The sequence below is a fragment of the Tatumella ptyseos ATCC 33301 genome (genome assembly GCF_000735525.1).
Lineage (GTDB): Bacteria > Pseudomonadota > Gammaproteobacteria > Enterobacterales > Enterobacteriaceae > Tatumella > Tatumella ptyseos.
In genome coordinates, this window is sequence record NZ_JMPR01000043.1 from 58,196 (window position 1) to 81,679 (window position 23,484).

27 protein-coding genes are annotated in these 23,484 nt (G+C 52.1%); 15 read left to right on the top strand and 12 right to left on the bottom strand.

Annotated features, from left to right (window positions below; all coding sequences use genetic code 11):
* The first annotated feature begins 14 nt into the window (after positions 1 to 14).
* The 12 genes from lptE (at position 15) to lipA (ending at position 10,889) form a co-directional block, all read left to right on the top strand.
* Positions 15 to 614, top strand: coding sequence for an LPS assembly lipoprotein LptE (gene lptE / locus GTPT_RS14005; protein ID WP_025902156.1), 600 nt, complete (start codon positions 15 to 17; stop codon positions 612 to 614).
* On the top strand, positions 611 to 1,642 hold the full coding sequence (holA, locus tag GTPT_RS14010; RefSeq protein WP_029991623.1) for a DNA polymerase III subunit delta: 1,032 nt from the start codon (positions 611 to 613) through the stop codon (positions 1,640 to 1,642). Before lptE ends, holA begins: the two co-directional genes overlap by 4 nt.
* The gene (gene nadD, locus GTPT_RS14015; RefSeq protein ID WP_029991622.1) at positions 1,635 to 2,279 is read left to right on the top strand and encodes a nicotinate-nucleotide adenylyltransferase; all 645 of its coding nucleotides are present in this window, start codon (positions 1,635 to 1,637) and stop codon (positions 2,277 to 2,279) included. Before holA ends, nadD begins: the two co-directional genes overlap by 8 nt.
* 93 nt (positions 2,280 to 2,372) lie before the next feature.
* Positions 2,373 to 2,690 (top strand): ribosome silencing factor, encoded by a 318-nt coding sequence (rsfS, locus tag GTPT_RS14020; RefSeq protein WP_025902159.1) that lies wholly within the window; start codon positions 2,373 to 2,375, stop codon positions 2,688 to 2,690.
* A 3-nt stretch (positions 2,691 to 2,693) separates the two neighbouring features.
* A complete protein-coding gene (rlmH, locus tag GTPT_RS14025) occupies positions 2,694 to 3,164 on the top strand; it encodes a 23S rRNA (pseudouridine(1915)-N(3))-methyltransferase RlmH (protein ID WP_029991621.1) in 471 nt (156 codons plus the stop codon).
* A 34-nt stretch (positions 3,165 to 3,198) separates the two neighbouring features.
* On the top strand, positions 3,199 to 5,103 hold the full coding sequence (gene mrdA / locus GTPT_RS14030) for a peptidoglycan DD-transpeptidase MrdA (protein WP_025902161.1): 1,905 nt from the start codon (positions 3,199 to 3,201) through the stop codon (positions 5,101 to 5,103).
* A gap of 2 nt (positions 5,104 to 5,105) precedes the next feature.
* Positions 5,106 to 6,224, top strand: coding sequence for a peptidoglycan glycosyltransferase MrdB (gene mrdB / locus GTPT_RS14035; protein ID WP_371190675.1), 1,119 nt, complete (start codon positions 5,106 to 5,108; stop codon positions 6,222 to 6,224).
* Positions 6,225 to 6,234: 10 nt separating this feature from the next.
* Positions 6,235 to 7,377, top strand: a complete 1,143-nt coding sequence (gene rlpA / locus GTPT_RS14040; RefSeq protein WP_029991619.1) for an endolytic peptidoglycan transglycosylase RlpA — start codon at positions 6,235 to 6,237, stop codon at positions 7,375 to 7,377.
* Positions 7,378 to 7,496: 119 nt separating this feature from the next.
* On the top strand, positions 7,497 to 8,705 hold the full coding sequence (dacA, locus tag GTPT_RS14045; RefSeq protein ID WP_025902164.1) for a D-alanyl-D-alanine carboxypeptidase DacA: 1,209 nt from the start codon (positions 7,497 to 7,499) through the stop codon (positions 8,703 to 8,705).
* Between the two features lie 99 nt (positions 8,706 to 8,804).
* Complete coding sequence (gene ybeD, locus GTPT_RS14050) at positions 8,805 to 9,068, top strand: DUF493 family protein YbeD (protein WP_025902165.1); 264 nt, start codon at positions 8,805 to 8,807, stop codon at positions 9,066 to 9,068.
* Positions 9,069 to 9,123: 55 nt separating this feature from the next.
* Positions 9,124 to 9,780 carry a lipoyl(octanoyl) transferase LipB gene (lipB, locus tag GTPT_RS14055; protein ID WP_025902166.1) on the top strand — a complete coding sequence of 219 codons (657 nt, stop codon included), beginning with the start codon at positions 9,124 to 9,126 and terminating at the stop codon, positions 9,778 to 9,780.
* A gap of 143 nt (positions 9,781 to 9,923) precedes the next feature.
* The gene (lipA, locus tag GTPT_RS14060) at positions 9,924 to 10,889 is read left to right on the top strand and encodes a lipoyl synthase (protein ID WP_025902167.1); all 966 of its coding nucleotides are present in this window, start codon (positions 9,924 to 9,926) and stop codon (positions 10,887 to 10,889) included.
* A gap of 155 nt (positions 10,890 to 11,044) precedes the next feature.
* Here the strand turns inward: lipA and tatE are convergent, their stop codons facing one another.
* The 7 genes from tatE to GTPT_RS14095 all read right to left on the bottom strand — a co-directional run bounded on the left by tatE (position 11,045) and on the right by GTPT_RS14095 (position 16,050).
* Complete coding sequence (tatE, locus tag GTPT_RS14065; RefSeq protein ID WP_025902168.1) at positions 11,045 to 11,248, bottom strand: twin-arginine translocase subunit TatE; 204 nt, start codon at positions 11,246 to 11,248, stop codon at positions 11,045 to 11,047.
* A 218-nt stretch (positions 11,249 to 11,466) separates the two neighbouring features.
* Positions 11,467 to 11,676, bottom strand: a complete 210-nt coding sequence (gene cspE / locus GTPT_RS14070; RefSeq protein ID WP_006118399.1) for a transcription antiterminator/RNA stability regulator CspE — start codon at positions 11,674 to 11,676, stop codon at positions 11,467 to 11,469.
* A 150-nt stretch (positions 11,677 to 11,826) separates the two neighbouring features.
* A complete protein-coding gene (gene pagP / locus GTPT_RS14075) occupies positions 11,827 to 12,369 on the bottom strand; it encodes a lipid IV(A) palmitoyltransferase PagP (RefSeq protein ID WP_029991617.1) in 543 nt (180 codons plus the stop codon).
* Positions 12,370 to 12,643: 274 nt separating this feature from the next.
* The gene (locus tag GTPT_RS14080) at positions 12,644 to 13,744 is read right to left on the bottom strand and encodes an endonuclease/exonuclease/phosphatase family protein (protein WP_029991616.1); all 1,101 of its coding nucleotides are present in this window, start codon (positions 13,742 to 13,744) and stop codon (positions 12,644 to 12,646) included.
* 260 nt (positions 13,745 to 14,004) lie between these two features.
* A complete protein-coding gene (locus tag GTPT_RS14085) occupies positions 14,005 to 14,565 on the bottom strand; it encodes a YbhB/YbcL family Raf kinase inhibitor-like protein (protein ID WP_025902171.1) in 561 nt (186 codons plus the stop codon).
* A 244-nt stretch (positions 14,566 to 14,809) separates the two neighbouring features.
* Positions 14,810 to 15,634, bottom strand: a complete 825-nt coding sequence (locus tag GTPT_RS14090; RefSeq protein WP_029991614.1) for a shikimate dehydrogenase family protein — start codon at positions 15,632 to 15,634, stop codon at positions 14,810 to 14,812.
* A gap of 95 nt (positions 15,635 to 15,729) precedes the next feature.
* Positions 15,730 to 16,050, bottom strand: coding sequence for a YnfA family protein (locus GTPT_RS14095; RefSeq protein ID WP_025902173.1), 321 nt, complete (start codon positions 16,048 to 16,050; stop codon positions 15,730 to 15,732).
* A gap of 386 nt (positions 16,051 to 16,436) precedes the next feature.
* Here GTPT_RS14095 and GTPT_RS14100 point away from each other — a divergent pair, with 386 nt between their 5' ends.
* Positions 16,437 to 16,856, top strand: a complete 420-nt coding sequence (locus GTPT_RS14100) for a DoxX family protein (protein ID WP_029991612.1) — start codon at positions 16,437 to 16,439, stop codon at positions 16,854 to 16,856.
* A 146-nt stretch (positions 16,857 to 17,002) separates the two neighbouring features.
* On the opposite strand, the gene GTPT_RS14105 is transcribed toward GTPT_RS14100, so the two are convergent.
* Positions 17,003 to 18,037, bottom strand: a complete 1,035-nt coding sequence (locus GTPT_RS14105) for an ABC transporter substrate-binding protein (protein WP_422396444.1) — start codon at positions 18,035 to 18,037, stop codon at positions 17,003 to 17,005.
* A gap of 294 nt (positions 18,038 to 18,331) precedes the next feature.
* On the opposite strand from GTPT_RS14105, the gene GTPT_RS14110 reads away from it, so the two are divergent.
* Positions 18,332 to 18,631 (top strand): hypothetical protein, encoded by a 300-nt coding sequence (locus GTPT_RS14110; protein ID WP_025902177.1) that lies wholly within the window; start codon positions 18,332 to 18,334, stop codon positions 18,629 to 18,631.
* 198 nt (positions 18,632 to 18,829) lie between these two features.
* Here GTPT_RS14110 and GTPT_RS14115 read toward each other — a convergent pair whose 3' ends face one another.
* From GTPT_RS14115 to GTPT_RS14125, 3 genes are all read right to left on the bottom strand, one after another.
* Complete coding sequence (locus tag GTPT_RS14115; protein WP_025902178.1) at positions 18,830 to 19,255, bottom strand: secondary thiamine-phosphate synthase enzyme YjbQ; 426 nt, start codon at positions 19,253 to 19,255, stop codon at positions 18,830 to 18,832.
* 113 nt (positions 19,256 to 19,368) lie between these two features.
* Positions 19,369 to 20,181, bottom strand: coding sequence for a sugar phosphate isomerase/epimerase family protein (locus tag GTPT_RS14120; RefSeq protein ID WP_029991608.1), 813 nt, complete (start codon positions 20,179 to 20,181; stop codon positions 19,369 to 19,371).
* 261 nt (positions 20,182 to 20,442) lie between these two features.
* On the bottom strand, positions 20,443 to 20,991 hold the full coding sequence (locus tag GTPT_RS14125; RefSeq protein WP_025902180.1) for a YagU family protein: 549 nt from the start codon (positions 20,989 to 20,991) through the stop codon (positions 20,443 to 20,445).
* 343 nt (positions 20,992 to 21,334) lie between these two features.
* Between GTPT_RS14125 and GTPT_RS14130 the strand changes: the two genes are divergently transcribed.
* Positions 21,335 to 21,763 carry a GFA family protein gene (locus tag GTPT_RS14130; RefSeq protein WP_029991606.1) on the top strand — a complete coding sequence of 143 codons (429 nt, stop codon included), beginning with the start codon at positions 21,335 to 21,337 and terminating at the stop codon, positions 21,761 to 21,763.
* A gap of 99 nt (positions 21,764 to 21,862) precedes the next feature.
* On the opposite strand, the gene GTPT_RS14135 is transcribed toward GTPT_RS14130, so the two are convergent.
* Positions 21,863 to 22,330: a DUF1203 domain-containing protein gene (locus GTPT_RS14135; protein WP_029991604.1), complete on the bottom strand. Its 468-nt coding sequence runs from the start codon at positions 22,328 to 22,330 to the stop codon at positions 21,863 to 21,865.
* Positions 22,331 to 23,484 lie beyond the last annotated feature (1,154 nt).

Sequence of the window (23,484 nt, forward strand, 5' to 3'; positions counted from 1 at the left end):
GTTCAGGAGGTAATGTGCGACACATCTTTTCAACCCTGATAGTTGCAGTGGCCGTTCTGGCCACTGCAGGTTGTGGTTTTCATCTGCGCGGGACGACCCAGATCCCGAAAGAGATGCGCACCATGATCTTAACCAGCGACGACCCTTACGGTCCGCTGGCCCGGACTGTACGCCAGCAATTGCGGTTAAATAATATCTCACTGGTTGAGGATAATGCCGACCAACGTAATACGGTCCCGACGCTTCGTCTGGAAAATGAGCGTTCAGGCCGTGATACTGCGTCGATATTCCCTGACGGGACGGCGGCTGAATATCAGTTGCATCTCATCGTTACCGCACAGATCCTGATCCCCGGAAGAGGAATTTATCCGCTGAGCACCACGGTATACCGCACCTTCTTTGATAACTCAGGCGTTCCGCTGGCTAAAGACTCGGAACAGACCATGATTTACCAGGAGATGCGTGTCCGTGCCTCAGAGCAACTCGTTCGTCAGCTACTGGCGGTTCATGCGGCTCAGCTAAGCAACGGTGAAACGTTACCAGCCCCGGAGGTCATCACCCCCGGGTCCGGGCAGCAAAGTGACACCGCAGGTTTATCGACAAGTCACGAATGATACGGATATACCCTGAACAACTGGCCGCACAGCTCTCCGAAGGGCTGCGCGGCAGTTACTTTTTATCCGGCAACGATCCGCTGCTGCGCCAGGAAAGTCACACTGCCATCCTTGCCGCGGCCAGACAGCAGCAGTTTCTGGAACATCTGAGTGTCTCAGTCGATAACCACACCGACTGGGACGCATTGTTTACTGCCTGCCAGTCGCTCAGCCTGTTTACCCAACGACAAACCCTGACCTTGCAGATGCCGGATAATGGTCCTTCTGCCCCGATAGCCTCCCGCCTGACGGAGCTTGCGACCTTGCTGCATGATGACCTGTTGCTGATAGTCCACTCAGGGAAACTCACTAAAGCTCAGGAAAACAGCCAGTGGTTTAAAGCGTTGTCGGGCAAAGGCGTGCTGGTTCCGTGCATTACACCGGAACATGAACAACTGCCACGCTGGGTCACTCAGCGCTGCAAAAGCCTTAACATCACCATCGATCCGCAGGCGGTACAGCTATTATGTTACTGCTATGAAGGCAATCTGCTGGCGCTGGCTCAGGCACTGGAGCGTTTGTCGCTGTTGTGGCCGGAAGGCACCCTGACTCTTCCCAGAGTCGAACTGGCAGTGAATGATGCTGCACACTTTACGCCTTACCACTGGGTCGATGCCTTACTGGCCGGTAAAAGCAAACGGGCAATGCACATCCTGCAGCAGCTTCATAAGGAAGCCGCCGAGCCAGTGATTTTATTGCGTACCGTACAGCGTGAACTGATGACTCTGCTGCGATTGCAGCGATGCCGTGACCCACAGTCCGTCCGCCAGTTAATGGATAAATTACGGGTATGGCAGAACCGACGCCCCTTATTCACCGCGGCGCTGCAGCGGCTGAATGCGCAGCGCCTCCGCCAGGCGATACACCTGCTGGCGGAGATTGAGCTGAGCGTGAAAAAAGAATACGGCACTGACATCTGGCCAATGTTGTCATCGTTCAGCCTGCAACTGACTCTGGAACACTTTCCGGCAGGACTGAACAATGTCTGAGTTACAGGCCATTTTCGGCGGCACGTTTGACCCTGTCCATTATGGCCACCTGCGCACCGTGGAGGCACTTGCGGCTCTGACGGGTCTGCAGAAAGTGACGCTGCTACCGAACAATGTCCCCCCTCACCGGCCCCAGCCGGTGGCCTCCCCCCGGCAGCGGCTGGAAATGTTGCGCTGTGCTATCGCTGGCTCTTCGCTGTTTGATATTGATGATCGGGAGCTGCATCGCGATGCTCCCTCCTGGACGGTCACGACCCTGAGGTCCCTGCGTGCGGAGCGAGGCCCGGATCAACCGCTGGCATTTATTATCGGTCAGGATTCCTTACTGTCGCTGAATAAGTGGCATCGCTGGGAAGAGCTGCTGTCACTCTCCCATCTGCTGGTCTGTCGCCGTCCGCAATATCCCGAACAACCGGCCTCGGAAGAGCTGCGCCACTGGATAGATACCCATGCCGCGCAAGAGAGCCGGCAATTGCGTCAGCAACCTTGCGGGCTGATCTTTCAGGCCGAAACGCCTCTCTGGCCTGTTTCAGCCACAGCGATCCGCCACCGGCTTCAGCAGAACCTCTCCTGTGAAGGGCTGCTCCCGCCCTCAGTGATTAATTACATCACCCGGTCAGGCTTATATCGCGACTGACAACAGCGTGATATACTTCGCCGCTCAAAATTTTGGCTATCGCATTCAGCGGCAGCCTGATCGTTGTTTCAAGCAAATCTGAAGGGGAACCTTTTGCAAGGCCAGACACTCCAATCTTTTGTTATCGACAAAGTCGATGACCTGAAAGCACAAAACATTATTGCCATCGATGTCCGTGGAAAATCCAGCATCACTGATTGCATGGTCATCTGTACCGGGACATCTAACCGTCATGTGATCTCTATCGCCGATCACCTGGTGCAGGAATCCCGTGCAGCAGGTATGATGCCTCTCGGCACTGACGGCAAAGATGCCGGTGAGTGGGTCGTGGTCGACCTGGGGGAAGTCATTGTTCATGTCATGCAGGAAGAAGCGCGTGAATTATATGAGCTGGAAAAACTCTGGGGCTGACCGGTGAAACTGCAACTTGTTGCCGTCGGCACGAAAATGCCGGACTGGGTTCAGACCGGATTTATGGATTACCTGCGCCGTTTCCCCCGGGATATGCCGTTTGAACTGGTGGAAGTCCCGGCCGGTAAACGTGGTAAAAATGCAGATATCAAACGCATTCTTGAAAAAGAAGGCGAAGCCATGCTGGCTGCGGCGGGTAAAGGTAACCGTATTGTCACTCTGGATATTCCGGGCCAACCCTGGGAGACCCCCCAACTGGCAACTCAGCTTGAGCGCTGGAAACAGGACGGTCGTGATGTCAGCCTGTTGATCGGCGGGCCTGAAGGCCTGGCTCCGGCCTGTAAAGCTGCGGCTGAACAGAGCTGGTCTTTATCTGCCCTTACGCTGCCTCACCCGCTGGTTCGTGTCCTGGTGGCGGAAAGCCTCTACCGGGCATGGAGCATAACTACCAATCATCCTTATCATCGCGAGTAGCCGATAAGGTCTTTTGCAGGCTGACAGATAGCGGATGAAACTTACCAGTAGTGCATTCCCGGATTACAGTGCTGAGCAAAAATTGTTCGTCCGGCGGGCGCTGATTGCTTTTACCTCTATTTTTTTAATCAGTGGTATTCTGGTCTTTAATCTCTGCAACCTGCAAATTTTCCGGTTTGAAGACTACAGCACCCGGTCGAACCAGAACCGGATAAAACTGGTCCCGGTCGCCCCCAGCCGGGGAATAATTTATGACCGGAACAAAATTCCCCTCGCGGTGAACCGTACCATCTACCAGGCTGAACTGGTGCCGGAAAAAGTCCCTGATTTGACGCAAACTCTGGCAGAGCTTCAGCCTGTGCTCGACCTGACCAATGAGGATCTGGAGGCCTTCCGTAAGGAACGCAAACGATCACATCGTTTTACCTCTATCCCGTTGAAATCTAATCTCAATGAGTTACAGATAGCCCGTTTTTCTATTAATCAGTACCGTTATCCCGGAGTGGAGATTAAAGGCTATCAGCGCCGGTTCTATCCCTACGGGACCTCAATGACGCATGTGGTCGGCTATGTTTCAAAAATTAATGACCGGGATGTCAGCCGGCTGGAAAGTGAAGGGAAAACCGGGAACTATGCCGCCACCCGCGACATCGGCAAACTGGGTATTGAGAGTTATTACGAAGATACCCTGCACGGTAAAACCGGCTATGAAGAAGTCGAGGTTAACAACCGCGGGCGGGTGATCCGTCAGTTACATCAGGTCTCGCCACAAGCCGGCCATGATATTTATCTGACCATTGACCTCAAACTACAGCAATATATCGAATCTCTGCTGCAGGGCAGCCGGGCCGCGGTGGTCGTTACTGACCCGCGCAATGGTGATATTCTGGCCATGGTCTCCACCCCGGGCTACGATGCAAATCTGTTTGTGAACGGCATTTCCTCGGCTGACTATAAAGGGCTGCTCAGTGATCCTGACCGGCCGCTCTATAACCGGGCGATTCAGGCAGCTTATCCTCCGGCTTCAACCGTAAAACCGTATGTAGCGGTTTCTGCATTAACTGAAGGTGTGATTAATCGTAACACTTCATTAGTCGATCCTGGCTGGTGGCAACTGCCGGGATCCGAGAAACGCTACCGTGACTGGAAGAAATGGGGGCACGGACGGCTGGATGTCACGAAATCTCTTGAAGAATCTGCAGATACTTTTTTCTATCAGGTCGCTTATGATATGGGGATTGACCGGTTATCAGAATGGATGGAGAAATTCGGCTACGGTTCCCGCACCGGGGTGGATTTACCGCAGGAAGGTACCGGAAATATGCCTACCCGTGACTGGAAAATGCGTCGCTTTAAAAAGCCCTGGTATCAGGGGGATACTATCCCGGTGGGTATCGGTCAGGGATACTGGACCGCAACGCCGCTACAGATGAATAAAGCCTTAATGACGCTGATTAATGATGGTGTGGTTAAAGTGCCACATTTTCTGATGGCTGAAAGTTACGGGAGCGAGACAGTCCTTTATCAGCCACCCCCTGCCAGCACTATCGGCAATATTCATTCCGGTTATTGGGAGATTGCTAAAGATGGCATGTACGGTGTCGCTAACCGCCCTAACGGTACGGCCAGAAAAAGCTTTGACAGTGCTCCCTATAAAATTGCGGCGAAATCGGGGACTGCACAGGTCTATGGCCTGAAAGAGAACGAAACCTATAATGCCCATCGGATCGCTGAGCGACTGAGGGACCATAAACTGATGACGGCCTTCGCCCCTTATGATAATCCGCGAGTGGCTGTCACTATGATTTTAGAAAATGGCGGTGCAGGTGCAGCGGTCGGTACGATAATGCGACAGATCCTCGACCATATAATGCTGGGAGATAATAATACGTCTCTCCCGGGCGCTGCCCCGCTTCCTCCAGGTTATGAAGGTGAGTAAACATGCCCCTGAGTAATAGTCCGCAAAAGAGATCTTTCTGGGCCAAAATCCATATTGATCCTATTTTTGTGTTGATCATTTTTGCCCTGCTGACTTACAGCGGGTTTGTTATCTGGAGTGCCAGTGGTCAGGACCCTGGCATGATGGAGCGTAAACTCGGCCAGATAGCAATGGGGATCACGCTGATGCTGGTGCTGGCCCAGGTCCCGCCCCGGGTCTATGAAAGCTGGGCACCCTATCTGTATATTCTGAGTGTCACCCTGCTGGTCGCGGTTGATGCGTTCGGACATGTCAGTAAAGGGGCGCAGCGTTGGCTGGATTTAGGCTTTATCCGCTTCCAGCCCTCAGAGATCGCCAAGATTGCCGTACCACTGATGGTGGCGCGTTTTATTAACCGGGATGTGTGCCCGCCAACGCTGAAAAATACCGGTATCGCATTGATCCTGATCTTTCTGCCAACATTACTGGTCGCCGCACAGCCGGACCTGGGCACCGCCATTCTGATTGCAACGTCCGGATTGTTTGTCCTGTTCCTCTCCGGGATGAGCTGGAAACTGATTGCGATAGCCGCCGTGCTCGTCGCCGCCTTTATTCCTATTCTCTGGTTCTTTCTGATGCACGATTATCAGCGTGATCGCGTCATCATGTTGCTGAATCCGGAAAAGGATCCGCTGGGAGCCGGTTATCATATTATTCAGTCAAAGATTGCCATCGGCTCAGGTGGATTACACGGCAAAGGCTGGATGCATGGTACCCAGTCACAGCTGGAGTTTCTGCCGGAACGTCAGACCGACTTTATTTTTGCGGTACTGGCTGAAGAGCTTGGCCTTGTGGGAGTACTGGCATTACTGGCGCTCTATTTGCTATTAATTATGCGGGGCCTGGTGATTGCGGCAAAAGCACAGACCACCTTTGGACGTGTACTTGCCGGCGGCATCATGCTGATTTTATTTGTTTACGTCTTTGTAAATATCGGTATGGTCAGTGGTATTTTACCGGTGGTTGGCGTTCCACTGCCATTAATCAGTTATGGCGGCTCAGCGCTAATCGTCTTAATGGCAGGATTTGGCATTGTGATGTCGATCCATACTCATCGAAAAATGTTATCAAAAAGCGTTTAAGGGGCAAAGCATGCGTAAGGAGTGGCTGATTAGTATCGGACTGGCATCCCTGATACTGGCGGGATGTTCTACTGATGAAACACAGCAGAATACAGCCCCGGCACAACCGGTATGGAACGGTCCGATAAAAGAGATCCCGGGGGTTCAGCCTAAATATGAATCCCTGATCCCTTCCGCCAATCAGGACTATTCAGTCAACGGCAAACGCTACCGTATCGTGACCGATACTTCACGCTTCAGCCAGATCGGTCTGGCCAGTTTCTATGGCCAGGAGTCAGCGGGTAATACCACAGCTTCCGGGGAGAAGTTTGACCCGAATGCCTATACCGCCGCTCATCCCACGTTACCTATCCCGAGCTATATACGGGTGACTAACCTGGCCAATGGACGTCAGTTAGTGGTACGCATTAACGATCGCGGTCCGTTCGTCCCCGGGCGGATTATTGATCTTTCTGCGGCCGCAGCCAGCCGTCTTAATATCTCTGATAATACGCAGGTGCGTGTCGATGCCATTACGGTCTCTCCTGACGGAACCTTATCCGGCCCCGGGACTGTCGGGACGAAAGTGGCTATCCAAAGCTATGATCTCCCTGCCCGTCCGGACCTCGGTGGTCCGGCTGGCATGACATCACCGGCAGCGGAGACAACCGATACGGCCCTCCCGGCGACCTCCGGAAGCAGTAACTCAAATGTTATGCCCATTGCTAACAGTGCGTTGCAAAATGGCAGTAACAGCCTGGGAGCTCCGGTGCAGAGCAGCGGATTACTGGGTGCACCGCAGCCCTTAGCCGCCGGTGTACTGGAGTCCGATACTCCTGCTGCCAGCACTGCACCTGTTCAGGCTCAGGCGAATACGCCTGCCGCCGCTCCTGCGGTCAGCGTCCCGGCGAAGACTTCCCGCCAGGCTGAACCCGCCACGGCAAACCGCTCCGGCTATGTCGTGCAGGTGGCTGCTGTGAATAACCCTCAACGGGCAAAAGAACTGCAACAGAAACTGAGCCACCAGTTTGGCGTAGCGGGTCATGTCGAAGCCGTGGATGGCGGTATCTACCGGGTACAACTGGGCGGTTACAGTAATCGTCATGAGGCCGCCGCGCTACAACAGCGCTTAACCAGCCAAAATATAACCTCTTTTATTACCACGGCTAAGTAACTTTTTTCGGGCCGGAATCATAAAATCAGGTAAAGCAGGATGCCGCCTCCGGTGGCATCCTGTTATAGTTTGCCGCAAATATTTCTACCTCTGATTCCACGGATGAAGCTACCCCGAAAATGAAAAAAAACTCTTTTTTATCCTTTCTGAAAAAAATCACCTCTGTTTCTGTACTTGCTCTGTTCAGTTATTCCGCGCTGGCGGATGACATGAATTTAACAACAATGATCCCGGCGGTACCTGATATCGATGCAGAAGCCTATATTCTGATGGATTATAATTCCGGTACCGTTCTGGCCGAAAAGAATGCCGATACCCGCCGTGACCCCGCCAGCCTTACAAAGATGATGACCAGCTATGTCATTGGTCAGGCTATCCGTACCGGAAAGATCCATCAGGACGATATGGTGACTATCGGGCAGGATGCCTGGGCCACCGGCAACCCGGAGTTCAAAGGTTCTTCTCTGATGTTCCTTAAACCGGGAGACCGTGTCCCCGTATCACAACTGACCCGCGGCATTGTGCTGCAATCAGGAAACGATGCCTGTGTCGCGATGGCTGACTATGTTGCCGGAAGCCAGGCGGCTTTTGTGGGGCTGATGAACAACTACGTCAACACACTGGGATTAAAGAACACGCATTTTGGCACCGTCCACGGGCTGGATGCCGAGGGACAGTACAGTTCTGCCCGTGATATGGCGCTGATTGGCCGGGCGCTGATCCACGATGTCCCGGAAGAGTATGCGGTTTATAAAGAGAAAGAATTCACCTTCAATAATATCCGCCAGATGAACCGTAACGGATTATTGTGGGACAACACTCTGAATGTCGATGGTATAAAAACCGGCCATACGAACGCTGCCGGATATAACCTGGTCGCCTCTGCAACCGAAGGCCAGACACGTCTGATTTCTGTGGTTATGGGCGGTCATACCTATAAAGGTCGCGAAACGGAAAGTAAAAAATTACTGACCTGGGGTTTTCGTTTTTTCGAAACCATTTCTCCGCTGAAAGCAGGTAAAGATTTTGCCTCAGAGCCGGTCTGGTTTGGTAACACCGATCGTGTACTGCTCGGCGTGGATCAGAATGTTTATCTGACCATCCCGCGCGGACGTGCAAAAGATCTGAAAGCCAGCTATGTGCTGCAGAATACAGAATTACATGCACCACTGAAGAAAGATCAGGTTATCGGTACGATAAATTTCCATCTGGATGGCAAAGTCATCGCGCAACGTCCGCTGGTGATCCTTCAGGCTGTCCCTGAAGGGGGTTTCTTTAGCCGGATTATCGATTATATTAAACTTACCTTTCATCACTGGATGGGCTAATCATCTGCAGGGTTGATATTTCCCTGTCCGCCCCCATGTTCTGAATATCTCTTACATGCCCCTGTACGCTCAGGGGCATTTTCTGGTCCCGGAGTCACTATGAAAACCAAACTGAATGAATTGCTCGAATTTCCAACCCCGTTCACTTATAAAGTTATGGGGCTGGCGCAGCCAGAGCTGGTTGATCAAGTGATTGAAGTGGTACAACGTCACGCACCGGGGGATTATTCTCCGGAAGTGAAACCCAGCAGTAAAGGTAATTACCACTCAGTATCAATTACTATCAATGCCACCCATATCGAACAGGTAGAGAGCCTCTACCAGGAATTGGGTGATATCGATATCGTCCGTATGGTGCTGTAATTCGTCGCGCCGGGGTCTCCTGGCGCACTTCCTTTGTCATTACCGGGTGACTCTCGTGTCCATTCAACCGCTTATTATCCGCAAGCTCGGCATGCTCCCCTGGCAGACCGTCTCTGAGGCCATGCATCACTTCACTGATACCCGTACAGATACCACTGCTGACGAAGTGTGGCTGGTTGAACATCCGCCGGTGTTTACTCAGGGTCAGGCCGGTAAAGCGGAACATCTTCTGGCTCCGGGCGATATCCCTGTCGTACAAAGCGACCGGGGCGGTCAGGTGACTTATCACGCGCCGGGCCAGCAAATATTTTATGTCCTGCTGGATATCCGCCGTCTGAAAACCGGTGTCCGTCAACTGGTCACCTTGCTGGAGCAGACTGTGATCGAGACACTGGCAGATTTCGGGATCACGGCCTGCGCCAGGGCCGATGCACCCGGTGTCTACGTGGACGGGAAAAAAATTTGCTCTCTGGGACTGCGTATCCGCAAAGGCTGCTCATTCCATGGGCTGGCATTAAATACAGATATGGATCTTTCACCCTTTCTGCGGATCAACCCCTGCGGCTATGCCGGACTGGAAATGACACAGATAGCAGACCTGGTACCGGCAATATCGCTGTCACAGACTGCTGAAGCGCTGGTTCAGCATTTCCTTAAACATCTCCCCTACACACAGACAGAATACCGTCAGGGTCTCCCTGAGGCGGAGTAAACAATCTTTGCCCTACAGATGTCATCATTCGCACTGCGGGGAAGCTGTCCTGCGGCAGACAAAATGATATACTTTTTTGTATTGTTACAAACGTGTTGAATGCAGAGCGTACTGCAGCCAATCAGCTACCGGAATCCGCAGATATGAGTAAACCAGTTCAGATAGAACGCGGCGTCAAATACCGTGATGCAGACAAAATGGCGCTGATCCCTGTCAAAACTGTTGTCAGTGAACGTCAGGAGTTATTGAGAAAGCCGGAGTGGATGAGGATAAAACTTCCTGCAGATTCCACGCGTATTCAGGGCATCAAAGCCGCGATGCGTAAAAATGGCCTGCACTCTGTCTGTGAAGAAGCTTCCTGCCCTAACCTGGCCGAATGCTTTAACCATGGTACCGCCACTTTTATGATCCTTGGCGCTATCTGTACACGTCGTTGTCCGTTCTGTGACGTGGCACATGGCCGGCCACTGACTCCGGATGCCGGCGAACCCGCCAAACTGGCTCAGACCATTGCCGATATGGCCCTGCGCTATGTGGTTATCACCTCGGTTGACCGGGATGACCTGCGGGATGGTGGCGCACAACATTTCGCCGATTGTATTACGGCTATTCGTGAAAAAAGCCCGTCGATAAAAATCGAGACGCTGGTTCCTGACTTCCGCGGCCGTATGGACCGGGCACTGGAGATCCTGACGCAGTCCCCGCCGGATGTGTTTAACCATAATCTGGAGAACGTTCCGCGTATTTACCGTCAGGTAAGACCGGGGGCAGATTATCAGTGGTCACTGACACTGCTGGAGAGATTTAAACAGATGCATCCGGAGATCCCGACGAAGTCAGGTCTGATGGTGGGCCTGGGTGAGACTAACGAAGAAATCATCGAGGTCATGCGTGATCTGCGTCGTCACGGGGTCACCATGCTGACGTTAGGGCAGTATCTGCAGCCAAGCCGTCATCATCTGCCGGTTCAACGGTATGTCAGTCCGGCTGAGTTTGATGAAATGAAGGCAGAAGCCATGGCCATGGGCTTTACCCATGCCGCCTGTGGCCCCTTTGTCCGCTCTTCTTATCATGCAGATATGCAGGCTCAGGGCATAGAGATAAAATAACCTCCTGCCGATGGCGGCATTGTTTTTCACTCTGCCGCCTCAAAGACCCACTCCCGGAGTGTGCCGCACCGGATAACAGCCAATAAAAAACCAGACAGCAGGCTATCTGGTTTTACAGACAATACATCCGCAGATCTATTGCCGGGAGCAGAGAATCAGTCTTTGTGGCTGACACGTTCAGCAGGAACCTCTTCTGCTTCACTTTTGGCCACAGGAGTATCATCTTCTTTCATGGCTTTTTTAAAGCCTTTAATTGCGCTACCCAGGTCACCGCCCAGTGAACGTAATTTATTCGTGCCGAAAAGCAATACGATGAGAGCACCGATAATCAGCAGTTTTGCAATACTGATACCTTCCATAATATACCTTTAAACCTCAGCGAAAAACGTTACACCTACATTAAGACGCAAAGCCGATTATAACACAATACATTTCTGTAACAGACTACTAATCGCATTTTTCGGCCGCGCCAGCTCCGCCAGGAAAGCAGAGACTACAGGATGAACCCTGCTCCGGCGCCGGAAAAAAGACAATAAAAAACCCGCCATTGGCGGGTTTTAGAGATTCTGACTGAAAATTACAGGCTGATAACGTTAGCAGCAGATGGGCCTTTAGCACCGTCAGTAATTTCAAACTCTACGCGCTGACCTTCAGCCAGAGTTTTGAAGCCATTGCTCTGGATTGCAGAGAAGTGTACGAATACATCTTTGCTGCCATCTTCAGGAGTAATGAAACCGAATCCTTTAGATTCATTAAACCACTTAACGTTACCTTTAATCTTGGACATCTATATTACCTTTACTTGAAAAATGGACACTAAACTGTGTCGTCACGTAGTACATCAATTGCGGTGCAATTTGTCCAGCACCATTTGATGAAAAAGTGATAAATGTCTCGATTTTTTGCTTATAGAGCATTTATTGCACAATTTCAGGCCCTAAAACTGGAACCGGAACCATGCGAAGTAAACGTTTCCATTATTATGCGTCCCGGGAATATAGGTCATCTGGAATGTTGCAGGTCCGTAGCCGACCGATGCCAGCGGTAATACCAGTGGTATCGGGATATAATTCCAGTTATTTCGCATCGTCACTCCGGCCGTGTAACCCGCCCCCAGATGGAAACGTTGATCATTTAAAGGACGCCATGTGGCTTCCCAGCCATAGCCTCCGATAGGCTCCCATTTATTAAAGGAGTCTTTAAACGCCATCAGGTAGAGCCCCTGCCAGTTACCTTTTTCATCATAACGGGAGATACCGCCCCCTGCTCCCCAGGGTCTTTCGTTATAACGATCAATATGTTCACGGTCATAGGTCATCCGGTTATGCCATGTGATGGCCGGAACATACAAATCCACATTCGGTGAAGACGTCCACGTCGTTGCCACATTATTACTGAAAGTATTCCAGACACCGGAAATATCCTGTCCGGTGGTGGCGGCATGAGCGAAAGGTGCACTACACACTCCGGCCAAGAACATAGTTAACTTTTTGTATTTATTGAATTTCACTGCAATTCCTGCCACATAATTATTACGATGTGCCGGCCTGTAAGCCAGCAATCATTGTTTTTGTCGGGCATCTGATTATCAGCCGCCCCCATAATTCTCTGGCCTTTGCAGAGGATAAATCGTGAGTGTCCAAAGATAATAGTCAGTCTCCGGAAATTCTCACCGTCCGGGAGGGTAGAAAATATCTCACCTCCCGGCCTACGGGGTATTTATCAATCCCGGAGCTATACTGCAAGGAAATTTATCAATGAAAGGGTCCGTTATTCTCGCCCGGTGTATGTACCGGTAACGTCAATGACTCGTTCTGTTGCAAAATGTCGCGGGCAAGCTGTTCATCTTCAGCCCCTTTTACCAGGCTTTCCTGCTGCTGCCCCTCCTGCGGAACATACAGTAAATGCGCCAGGAATGGATAATGGTCCGACCCGATGTCTTCCAGACGGCGCAATGACCCCAGAATAAACTCCTGACTGTGAAAGATATGATCCAGTGGCCAGCGCAACAGGGGATATCTGGCGTTAAAGGTACAGTACATTCCCCTGCCCCGACGCGGGTCCAGTAATCCGCTGATTTTAAGAAATAACCGGGTGGTCCGGGACCAGGCGACATCATTCAGATCACCGGTCACGATCACCGGCAGCATTGCCTGAGCAACACTTTTACCTACCAGTACCAGTTCCGCATCCCTGTCCTGTGATTCATCATTTTCGGTCGGGCTGGGTGGCATCGGATGCACACAATGCAGACGCACCTCAATACCTTCAGGCAAGGTGACCAGCATGTGCATTGACGGGATCTGTTGATCAACCAGATACTGTATTTCCGCATCACGTAACGGTAACCGTGACCAGACATGCATCCCGTACAAATTATCTTTAGGGCATCTGACACTATAGGGATAGTCCTGGTCCAGGACGCTGAGTTGTTGCTCCCACCATGTATCTGTTTCAACCGCCACCAGCACATCCGGAGCTTCAATACGGACTTGTTTCAGCAATTTTCCCGCCTGACGATTGGGTGTCAGTACATTGGAGACCAGAATCCGGATGCCGGGATGCGCTGTATACCCTTCAGCATCCCGTACCTGCTTTTTTAGCAACCGGGTATACGGAAAAATCCACCAGCACTGGTAGCCGCAGCAGCCCAGACAGATCAGCAATACTGCACCTGCCAGCCACGGTGCGTGTGTGAACAGGAAAAACTGTACAATGCCCGACAGCGCAGAAATGATCAGCAATTGTAACCTGGGGAAATCCCAGACCCTGACCCACCAGGCCGTATGCCGGGACAACGGCAGCAGCGTGACCAGCAGCAGCAATAACGTTATACAGATATCAAAGGTAACCACCCGACACTCCTTTCTCAGCGATGGCTGAACGGTTTCAGTACCGTCAGTCCACTGGCTGATAATAGTACAGAGAGCGTCTGTGAGCGGAACGATTCTGTCTGACAGGGAATAAAAATTCGCGGGCGGAGGGAAGGCAGCATGACCGGTTGACCGGTAGCTTACTGAGGCTGGCTGTCAGCGTCTGTAAGCTACCGGGTATCCGGGCAGTAGGTCTGCACGGGGAAAGGCGGTATCCCCCGTGATATTCTCATACAGGCCCTTTATTCACGCCCACCGAAGGTACCGACCATTCCGGCAGAAGCCAGTGCATGTCCTTCCAGTTTTGCCATCAGGCCGGCGGTATCCAGACCGGCGGGCAAACTGTCGGGAGGCAAATCGGTGGCTATCAGCGTGAAGGTATAAAAATGCCGGTCACTGTTCGCCGGAGGACAGGGGCCATTGTAGACCTCACGACCGAAGCTGTTTTTCCCCCCCGTGAAGCCTTGTCCGTTCGCCAGCGCGGTACGTTCAAAATGCTGACTGGATGACGGGATCCCATAAGCCAGCAGATGGGTGATGCCAAGACCATTCCGACCCTGGGCATCCTGAATAATTAGCGCAAAACTACGGGTCGCCGCCGGCGCGTTCTGCCAGCTAAGTGACGGGGAAATATTCTGCCCGTGGCAGCTTTTCACCTGCGGCAGATCCCCCCCCATCGCGACCGGCATGGGGTGACCGGAAGTGAAATCCGGGGAACTGAGGGTAAATGTGGCTGCCATTGCAGCCAGCGGTGACATAACAGTCAGAGACACAACTAACAGATTTTTGAGGATATTTTTCATCACCTTTCTCATCGGCAGTGGCTTTATTCAGGGAGAACGGCACGTTTATCACAAACAAACGCGCGGTTAAACCATGAACGCTGTTCACCGAAAAGGCAAGGCAAAGCACCTGTAGTACAGACCCGGAACACGGGGATAACGCCCGGGGTCTCCGGTCTTTGTCCCCCGTTACAGGGGACAAAGAGGGTCAGGGTCGACGATACTTTTTCGGGGGAGCCGGTTTCAAATGCCGGCAGGAGAAGACTTACTGATCATCGCTGCTCTGCGGGTCCAGCATATAAGAGATCATCAGCGCTAATTGCGCCATTAACGTATATTCACCATGATGTGTCTGCATTCCTGCCCGTTCGGCAGCCTGTAATAGCGGTGTCATCTGCGGGTAGATCACCGTATCACATACCCACGTACCGGCCGCCAGTCCTGACAATGAAAAGGCCTGTTGTCTGTCTTCCCCTTTACCTGCCGGAGTCGCGTTAATCGCGATATCACAATGCGCTGGCGTTTCGGTGCCATGGATCACCACCAATCCGGGATGGTTTCGGGACAGGCTTTCGGCCAGTTGTACCTCTTTATCCCCGGTACGGTTATACAGGATAAGCTCTGTCACCCCCTGTCCGGCCAGGGCATGGGCAATCGCACTGGCCGAAAAACCCGCGCCGGCCAGATAAACGCGCTTTCCGGCCACGTCGATCCCCTGCTGCCGCAGCCCGGCAATAAATCCATCGCCCTCCAGTAACGTACCGCTGAGGGTTCCGTCCGGGGAACGGCGGATAACATTACAGGTTCCTGTCATCTGCACGGCCGGGCTGACATTATCCAGCCATTCACACACCGACTGCTGATGTGGCTGAGCAATGATAGCCCCGGCAAAATTCTGACAATGTCTGAGCCCGGTCAGAAGTTCCGGTAACCCACGAGAGGCGACGTGCATAGGGATCATCAGCACATTTTCCCGCTGCTGCTCTACCAGCATCCGGTTAACCAGGCCCGGGGAACGGACCCTGGCTATCGGATCTCCGATAACAGACGTCAGTCGTGACAAGCCGCAGACTGATTCAATTGACTGCATAGAGGCTCTCCGATACGGGTGATGTCCGGCAGGAGACGCTTTGCTCACCGGACGACCGGGCGTTACCCGCCCGGTGAAAATGAGTCAGTAATGGTTCAGGAGGGCTGGCAGACAATAATGATCATTCCCGCCAGCGCCACACACGCACCGGTAATATCCCAGCGGGTTAATGCGATGCCTTCAATGACCCTCAGCCAGGCCAGAGCAACACAAATATACACCCCGCCATAAGCTGCATATGTCCGCCCGGCAGCGGCCGGATGGAAAGTAAGTAACCAGGCAAAAATCACCAGACTAAGAGCACCAGGAACCAGTAACCAGTGACTTTTATGCTCACGCAGAACCAGATAAGGTAAATAGCAGCCCACAATTTCAGCGATGGCAGTGAAGATAAATAACAATGCTGTTTTCAGCATCACAACACATTCCTTATGTTCAGAGAATGATCCCCTGCACAGGTATAACCCCGGACAGGCGGAATGTTCAGCCCGATACGTCATTCAGGCTCTGTTCTTCAGTTTAGCTTAATGATAAACGTTCTTTGTTTTTCTACGCGAAAAAATCTGTCACTCACCCTTCCTGCACTGCAGCTCTTTTCATTTTCTGAACCCTATACAGCGCCGGGGCCGGTGTTTAGAGTACAACCTGAGCGTAATGTCTGACACCCATCACTCTGACACTACCGGCACAGTCGCCTGCTGGTGCAAGGCGGTTACTCTAATTTTTTGATGCTGTCTTTCAAAAAAACCAGGTGATGTTTTAACAGTATTTCGAGTAATTTATCTTTTTTTTAGGGGGGCTTATGAATAAATTAATTAATAGTTTCGACAACGCGGTTAACCATCCTGATTTTGCTAAATTACTGCTGCGACTGGTTTTTGGTTTCCTGATGCTGTTTCACGGTGTGTTTAAACTGGAACATGGGGTCGACTGGATTAAACCGATGCTGGCAGCTCACGGCTTACCCGGCTTTGTCGCCTACGGTGCGTATATCGGTGAAGTGATTGCTCCGGTGCTGATCATCCTGGGTGTCTGGACCCGTCTGGCTGGCCTGGTTTATGCCATTAACCTGGTCTTTGCCGTGGTTCTGGTCGCCGGTGCGAATTTCTTCAAAACGACAGATGTCGGTGCCTGGGCATTGGAAACCGAGGCTCTGTACTTCTTCGGTGGTCTGTTCATCATGCTGCTGGGTGCCGGTAAATACAGCCTTTCCCGCCGCTGATCCTCGCTGGTTTATCGCTTATCCGATCCCTCGCTGCCCTTCGCTGACGGGCAGTGAGGGACATCTCTTGCTGCAGGATCAATCTGTCTCTTTCCGGTTCTTTCCGTATTTTTGCCCCCTTTTCCCCTGTCGGGGAGATCGCCGGTTCAGCCCGGAGGCTGAGCATCCAGGATACGTTTCGCCTGCGACTCCGTCAGTGGGTAATCAAAGAACTGCCGGTAGAAATCCCGGGTCTGACGGACCATATTGATGTCAGGAAACAGATCCGGATGGAACAATCTCGCTGCCCACGGGATCTGCAGGGCAACCTCCGTCCCGTAACGATCCCAGGGGAAGACACCGGAAGGATTACGGACGACGTGGTTCAGTTTCACCGCCCGCAACTGACTGAACAGACCCCGGTAAGGTGATTGTGCAAGGGTGCCAGCACCGGCATCCAGAATAATATAATCCGGTTGCCATGCCAGCACCTCTTCCGGGGTGATCTCTTTCATATTCCCATCGACACTTTCGGCGACATTACGTCCACCGGCCAGCGTGATCCAGGTATTAATCAGCGTATTCCTGCCATCCACTTTTAACGGGTGCAGAGACTGAATATGCAATACTGTCGGACGCTGCTGCGGAGTCAGCGTTCGGGTTTTATCACGGACCACCGCGATCTGCCGGTTAAGATAGCGGTTATATTCCTCCGCTCTTTGAAGAGCCAGCGGCGTGCCGACCACTTCAGCTGTCGTCAGCAGTGAACGCTCCATCGATGGAAAATCGGTAAATCCCATCATGACGACCGGAATACCGGCCTGCCGATAGCTGTTTGCTGCAGGATCATTCTTAGCTACAAAGATCACATCAACATGACGCAGAACCAGCGCCTCACTGGAAAACTCATGCCCGGGCGTCTGTAATGCCTGATTCAGTGACGGCTGTATTTTAAACATCCAGGGGCGATCCCGGGGATGATTCACCGTCGCGACAATGCGATCACCGGCCCCCAGCGTCATCAGTAAGGAGTGATGCGCGAACCAGCCATCCGCAATACGGTTGGCGATGTCAGGTACCTCAACCCGGTTGCCGGCATCATCGGTCACAGTCTTCGCCGACAAGGCCGGGGAAAGAAAAGCGAGCGAAAGGAGCAGGGCCGTCAGGGGAAATCCGCTGCGTAACAGTGTGTGCTTTTTCAAAATAGTACCTGTCATGGCATCCCGGCCGGGAGAGTTATCGGCCTGTGTAGTCAGTCTCTTTATATATCAACTCCGAAGACGGCGGGCAAGTGAAGGATAAGTCAGCAGGATAACGCTGAAGCCGTGCAACGTTCCGGCCCGTTTATGGTATTTCTGTCTCTGAGTGTGTCAGAAGTCCCTGTTTCAGCAATAACTGTCTGGATAATGAAAATTGCGTAAACATCCCGCAAAAGTGATTGTGACACTGGGAATAATTCACGATGCTGTCTGTGAATTTCTTCTCAGGAGTTGATTATGAAACAGATTGCGATTTATCTTTCAGCCCCCCTGCTACTGGTTTCTGCGCTGGCCTGTGCCGCTCCGCAAACACAGGCAGATCATCACCCGGAAGGCTTCGGCCCGCATAAGCATGGCATGATGCCACCGCGTCCGATGCCACTGTATGCAGCGACAGAAACTACCACCACCCCGGCAGAAACCCTGAAAAACCTGGTCGCTCAGGTGCCTCAGACCGCTGCCGGGAAGTATCAGGTCAAAGTTGAGGTGTTACCTCTGCCTGAAAAACCAATGCATCCTGCCCCGGCAGATCATTAAGCTATTACCGGGGATAAGTCACTTTCTGCTGTCCCCGTCCTGCTTTCTCCCCACCGGCTTACTCTTTGGAGGGTTACTCACCCCTCCGTTCTCTGATTTTCCTGACGGTTATCTGCCACGGCGCACAGGCATGACTCCTGCACCCTCAATGGCATTGACCCGCAGAAGAGCTAATGATGACTGCACTCCTCCGGGAGATCAGTCATCTGATCCCTGTAATGTCAGCACCAGTGTCCGGCTGCCACCATGATCACGATGTTCACATAAATAGATGCCTTGCCAGGTCCCCAGGTTCAGATACCCTCCGGACACCGGGACCGTCAGTTCTGCCCCCAGTAAGCTGCTTTTCAGGTGGGCTGGCATATCATCGCTGCCCTCATACGTGTGCTGATAAAATGGTGCATTTTCCGGAACGGCATGATTGAAATAACGTTCAAAATCGCCCCGGACGGTGGGATCCGCATTTTCATTAATGGTCAGCGATGCCGACGTATGTTTAATAAACAGATGCAACAGACCGACCGCTGGCCAGCGAATATCGTTCAATGCATTTTCGATATCATGAGTGATCAGATGAAAACCGCGCTGGCGCGGCTTTAGTCTGATTTCTTTCTGTATCCACATGGCAGGCCCCTTTTCCGGTATTCATTTTGGTCAGTATAACGCGCTGATTTCAGCACATGTTGCTGACCGTTTTAACACGGATCAGGCTTGCCCGGAAAATACGGGGACGATCTTCAGACAATCAGACGGCGCAAGGCGGCCATTGCCTGCCGGGCAGCATCTGCCGGTGGCTGTTTTTTTAGTTCGTCATTAAACACTTCCAGCCCCAGCGGACCCTGGTACTGTTTTTCCCGCAGACAGGAAAGCAGTTGCTGTAACGGAAAGACTCCGTCCCCGGGCAGCAAGCGCTGATGTCTTGCAATATCAATCAGTTGCTGTTTGTCCGGTATTTCTCTGACATCCGATAGCTGTACCAGAAATATTTTATCTGCCGGAACATCTGCCAGGTCCGCTACCGTACGCCGCAGTGCAAAAATATGGAAAGCATCAATCACTAATCCCAGCGCCGGGGAGTCGACCTCATTAATAATCTCCAGCGCGGCAGGCGTGGTATTGACACAGGTGCTCCAGCACATTGCCTCATAGGCTATACGCAGATCCCGCTCGACAGCCTGGGCGGTCAGCCATTGCAGGTCACTGACTATCTTATCCTGCACGCATCCGCGTTCGGTATTCGCCGGTACCAGTACCGTCCCGGCACCGACTTTCACTGCGGTGTCCAGTATCTCCAGTGCCTGCTGGCGTTTAATTTCCCGGTGCACGTCTGCGGCTCCGTCAAAATCCAGCAGAACCTGATAATCCGTCAGGGTGATGTCCAGTGAACTGAGATGTTGACGGATCCCGGCGGTATCTCCCCCGGTCTCCTGAACATCCTGCTGCCACAACTCTGCTTCCGCAAAACCAGCGTCGGCCACTGCTTGTAACTTTTGTGCCGTTGTTCCCCCCAGAAGGATGGTATTAAGAAATAATGCATTCCGGTTAATCATACTGCCGTTCTCCTTTTTCGTTCAGCTCACCTGTTGTTCAGGCCACAGACGTGGTAGCGCCATCAGTGATGATGTAATCCTGGCAGATAAACAGAATAAATCCGCTCATTGACTGTTTTACCGAAAAACAAAAAAGAAAACTGTCTGAGAGATCTGACCCCGGATAATTTCCGCACGTTTTTTTGTCCGGAGTTTACAGGGGTACAGATACTCTGTTTGACATCGCTGATATTCAGAATTTCAAATAACGGTCAGGAACAATTATTTTACCCAGTTCCCTTTTAAAGGCCGGGATAACTGAGCCAGCACAACAATCAGACACAGCTCAATGGAAACGGCCCAGTAAATGTGACCGAGAAGTTCACTCCATAACTCATAGCCATTCAGATTCCATAACCACCCTTTTGCACCGGAGGCGTACACCGGGTAACGAAAACCGAGCAGCGGGATGAGAAAACCGTGCATCACAACCGTGATCACAATACCGTAGAGCGCGCCATACCACAGGCGAATTTTCGGGGACAGGGCCGAAAGAGCAACGTAGACAAAAGCAAAAATAAAACTGAACAACCAGTGATACAGCGTCACCGCACCCGACACCATGGTGCCCTGATAAATATAATCCAGCGAATGCGAGTTGATTCCGGCCCAGCCTAACCAGCTATCAATGTTTGCGGCCGGGGGCGAGATTTCCCCGGCGACCCGGGGAGGCATATTCACCTCGGAACCCCATTTCACTAATGAACTGATAAATCCCCCGAGCAACGTCGTGCGAAGGATAACCTGACGATTACTTTTGATTTCCAACATACGCTTGTCCTTATTCCACAGAAGTACCGGGGAGAAAAGTGCAGGCACGTCGCACTTCCTGCTCCCGATGATAAACCCTGAAACGGGTTTCCGGTGCAGGCTCCTCTTTCTCACCCCGGAATTACGGGCATGGGAACCTGCTTTATTAATTAACATTACTAAACAATACAACTATATTTATATCTCAATCGTATTGATTATTTATTGATCCCGATAACTATGTTGAATATCAATATCAGATTTTTTAGTCCGGCCGCTCTTTTGCCGGTGACGGGTAGCTTGGTATCCATTTTCTGCACAATGTGATACACCCTTTATAAAATAAAATGTACAGGCGGAAATGATGGTTAAAGGATCCTGCCTTTGTGGCGCGATACGCTTCACCCTGCAACAAGTACCCGAAAAATTTTATCGTTGTCATTGTTCGTTATGCCGTAAACAGACCGGAGTGGGTCACAATCTGGCGACATTAATTCCTGCGACGGAGTTTGCCTGGGAAGACGGCCAGCAAAGGATCGCAACCTGGCAAAAAACAACCGGTTACCGTAACGATTTTTGTGCGTCATGTGGCTCGACCGTGCCTAATGCCCTGCGCGATGTTCCTTATATCTGGGTACCGATCGGTCTGATTGAGGAGGACCTGGCGCTGGAATGCCTGGGAGACTATTGCACAGAAGATGCCATGTCCTGGGATTGTCACCGAAGCCGCCATAGTACCCCGGGGCCGGTTCGATCCTTAGACGAGCTGCTGCCGGACACCAGTATCGACTGAGACCGGCTGCAGGGAATATTCCTATGGGTGGTGCAGCAAAGGAAGCGGAAAACAGATACCGAAAAAGACTCAATAATGGCCCGCTTAATTTGAAAATGTCTAACCCCGTTCTACCCGGCAAGAAAAACACCCCTGCCTGGCATTGTGGGCAAGAATAAAATCAACCTGATCGTTTTTAAAAAGCGAAAGAATATGCTCCTTCACTTCTCCTGGCTGAGCTATCGTCGCCTCAATAAGCATATCCCGGTGATCAAAACCTCGAAGAGAAATCATTCTTTTTTGCATAACTTCCGGAATCGTGTCTCTGAAGACACCTTCCTCTGACTGCCCCTCCCATATAAAAATAGCATGTGAGCCACGATAGGGAGAATCCGTATCAAGATAAGTATGGTTTAACAGGATCCCTGTTTCTCCGGCGGGGATATCTCTTAACGTGATCCGGTCCGGGTAGCATGGATATTCATCAACATGGATCCTGATAGCGCCTTTCTTTCTTAGCTCATCGTCCGGCAGACCATAAAGATGACTGAAAGCCCTTCCGTTTAATCCTCTGATAATAAAAGACATATCACGTATTTCCTGTTATGAGTTGAATCTTAGCCTATCAATTTTTCAGAAGTTTAAAAACACGGTTTATTGCATTCAAATAACCCGCGATAAGATATCCCTGTACTGTCGGCAGGCTACTCTCACATCTGTCAGCGTGATATTGATTTTCCCGGACAAGCGTGGTGTTATCTGGCGGAAGGTCCCCTTTCAGTGTCAGGGACTGGCCGTAATGTCAGGTTCGGCGCTGCGAATAGCACCCCAAAACCTGCTCTCCGTGCATCGCTACTGTTTTTCGGTTTTAAAACAAAACCACAATCCGCTTTTCCGCCGATGTCTGCACCGTTGGTCGGGCGACATCGCACCGCTGAGCGAGAGGTCATGCTGAGCAGGAGCGAATCATGACCGGTCCGTAAAGGACACATGAATGAGTGAAGGTACCGCGTAGCGGCGGGCAGGCTTGTCGCAAGGCCGGGAGTGCAGAGGGCGCGGCCATGCGCCCTTTGCCCGGTCGCCCGCAGCGGATTACAGGCAGCAAGCCTTATTATAAAGCGAACGGCATATTCACTATACTGACACAAAAAAATTATCCGTTTTCCCGGGTATTCGCTCTGAGCCGGTTCCGCCCGTCAGACGTGCAGTAGTTTCAGTTGCCGCATGGCGGCGGCCGGGTTAAGGCCCGAAGGCGCGGGCCTTAACAATCCTCGCCTGGCGCAGGTCCTCGCTGTCCCCTCACTTATCGCTCCGGCCTGACGGCCCGCCCGGATTCGCCGTCCTAGCTCAACCGTTCTTTCGCCGGCATCCCTGCCGGCTCTGCCTGGCCGTCACTCTGCGTTCGGCGCTGCGGATAGCGCCCCAAAACCTGCTCTCCGTGCATCGCTACTGTTTTTTCGGTTTTAAAACAAAACCACAATCCGCTTTTCCGCGGATGTCTGCACCGTTGGTCGGGCGACATCGCACCGCTGAGCGAGTGAATGTGGCCAGGACGAGCCGCAGGGACGCGGCGAGAGGTCATGCTGAGCAGGAGCGAATCATGACCGGTCCGTAAAGGACACATGAATGAGTGAAGGCACCGCGAAGCGGCGGGCAGGCCTGTCGCAAGGCCGGGAGTGCAGAGGGCGCGGCCATGCGCCCTTTGCCCGGTCGCCCGCGGCGGGGCCCGGGCAGCATGCCTT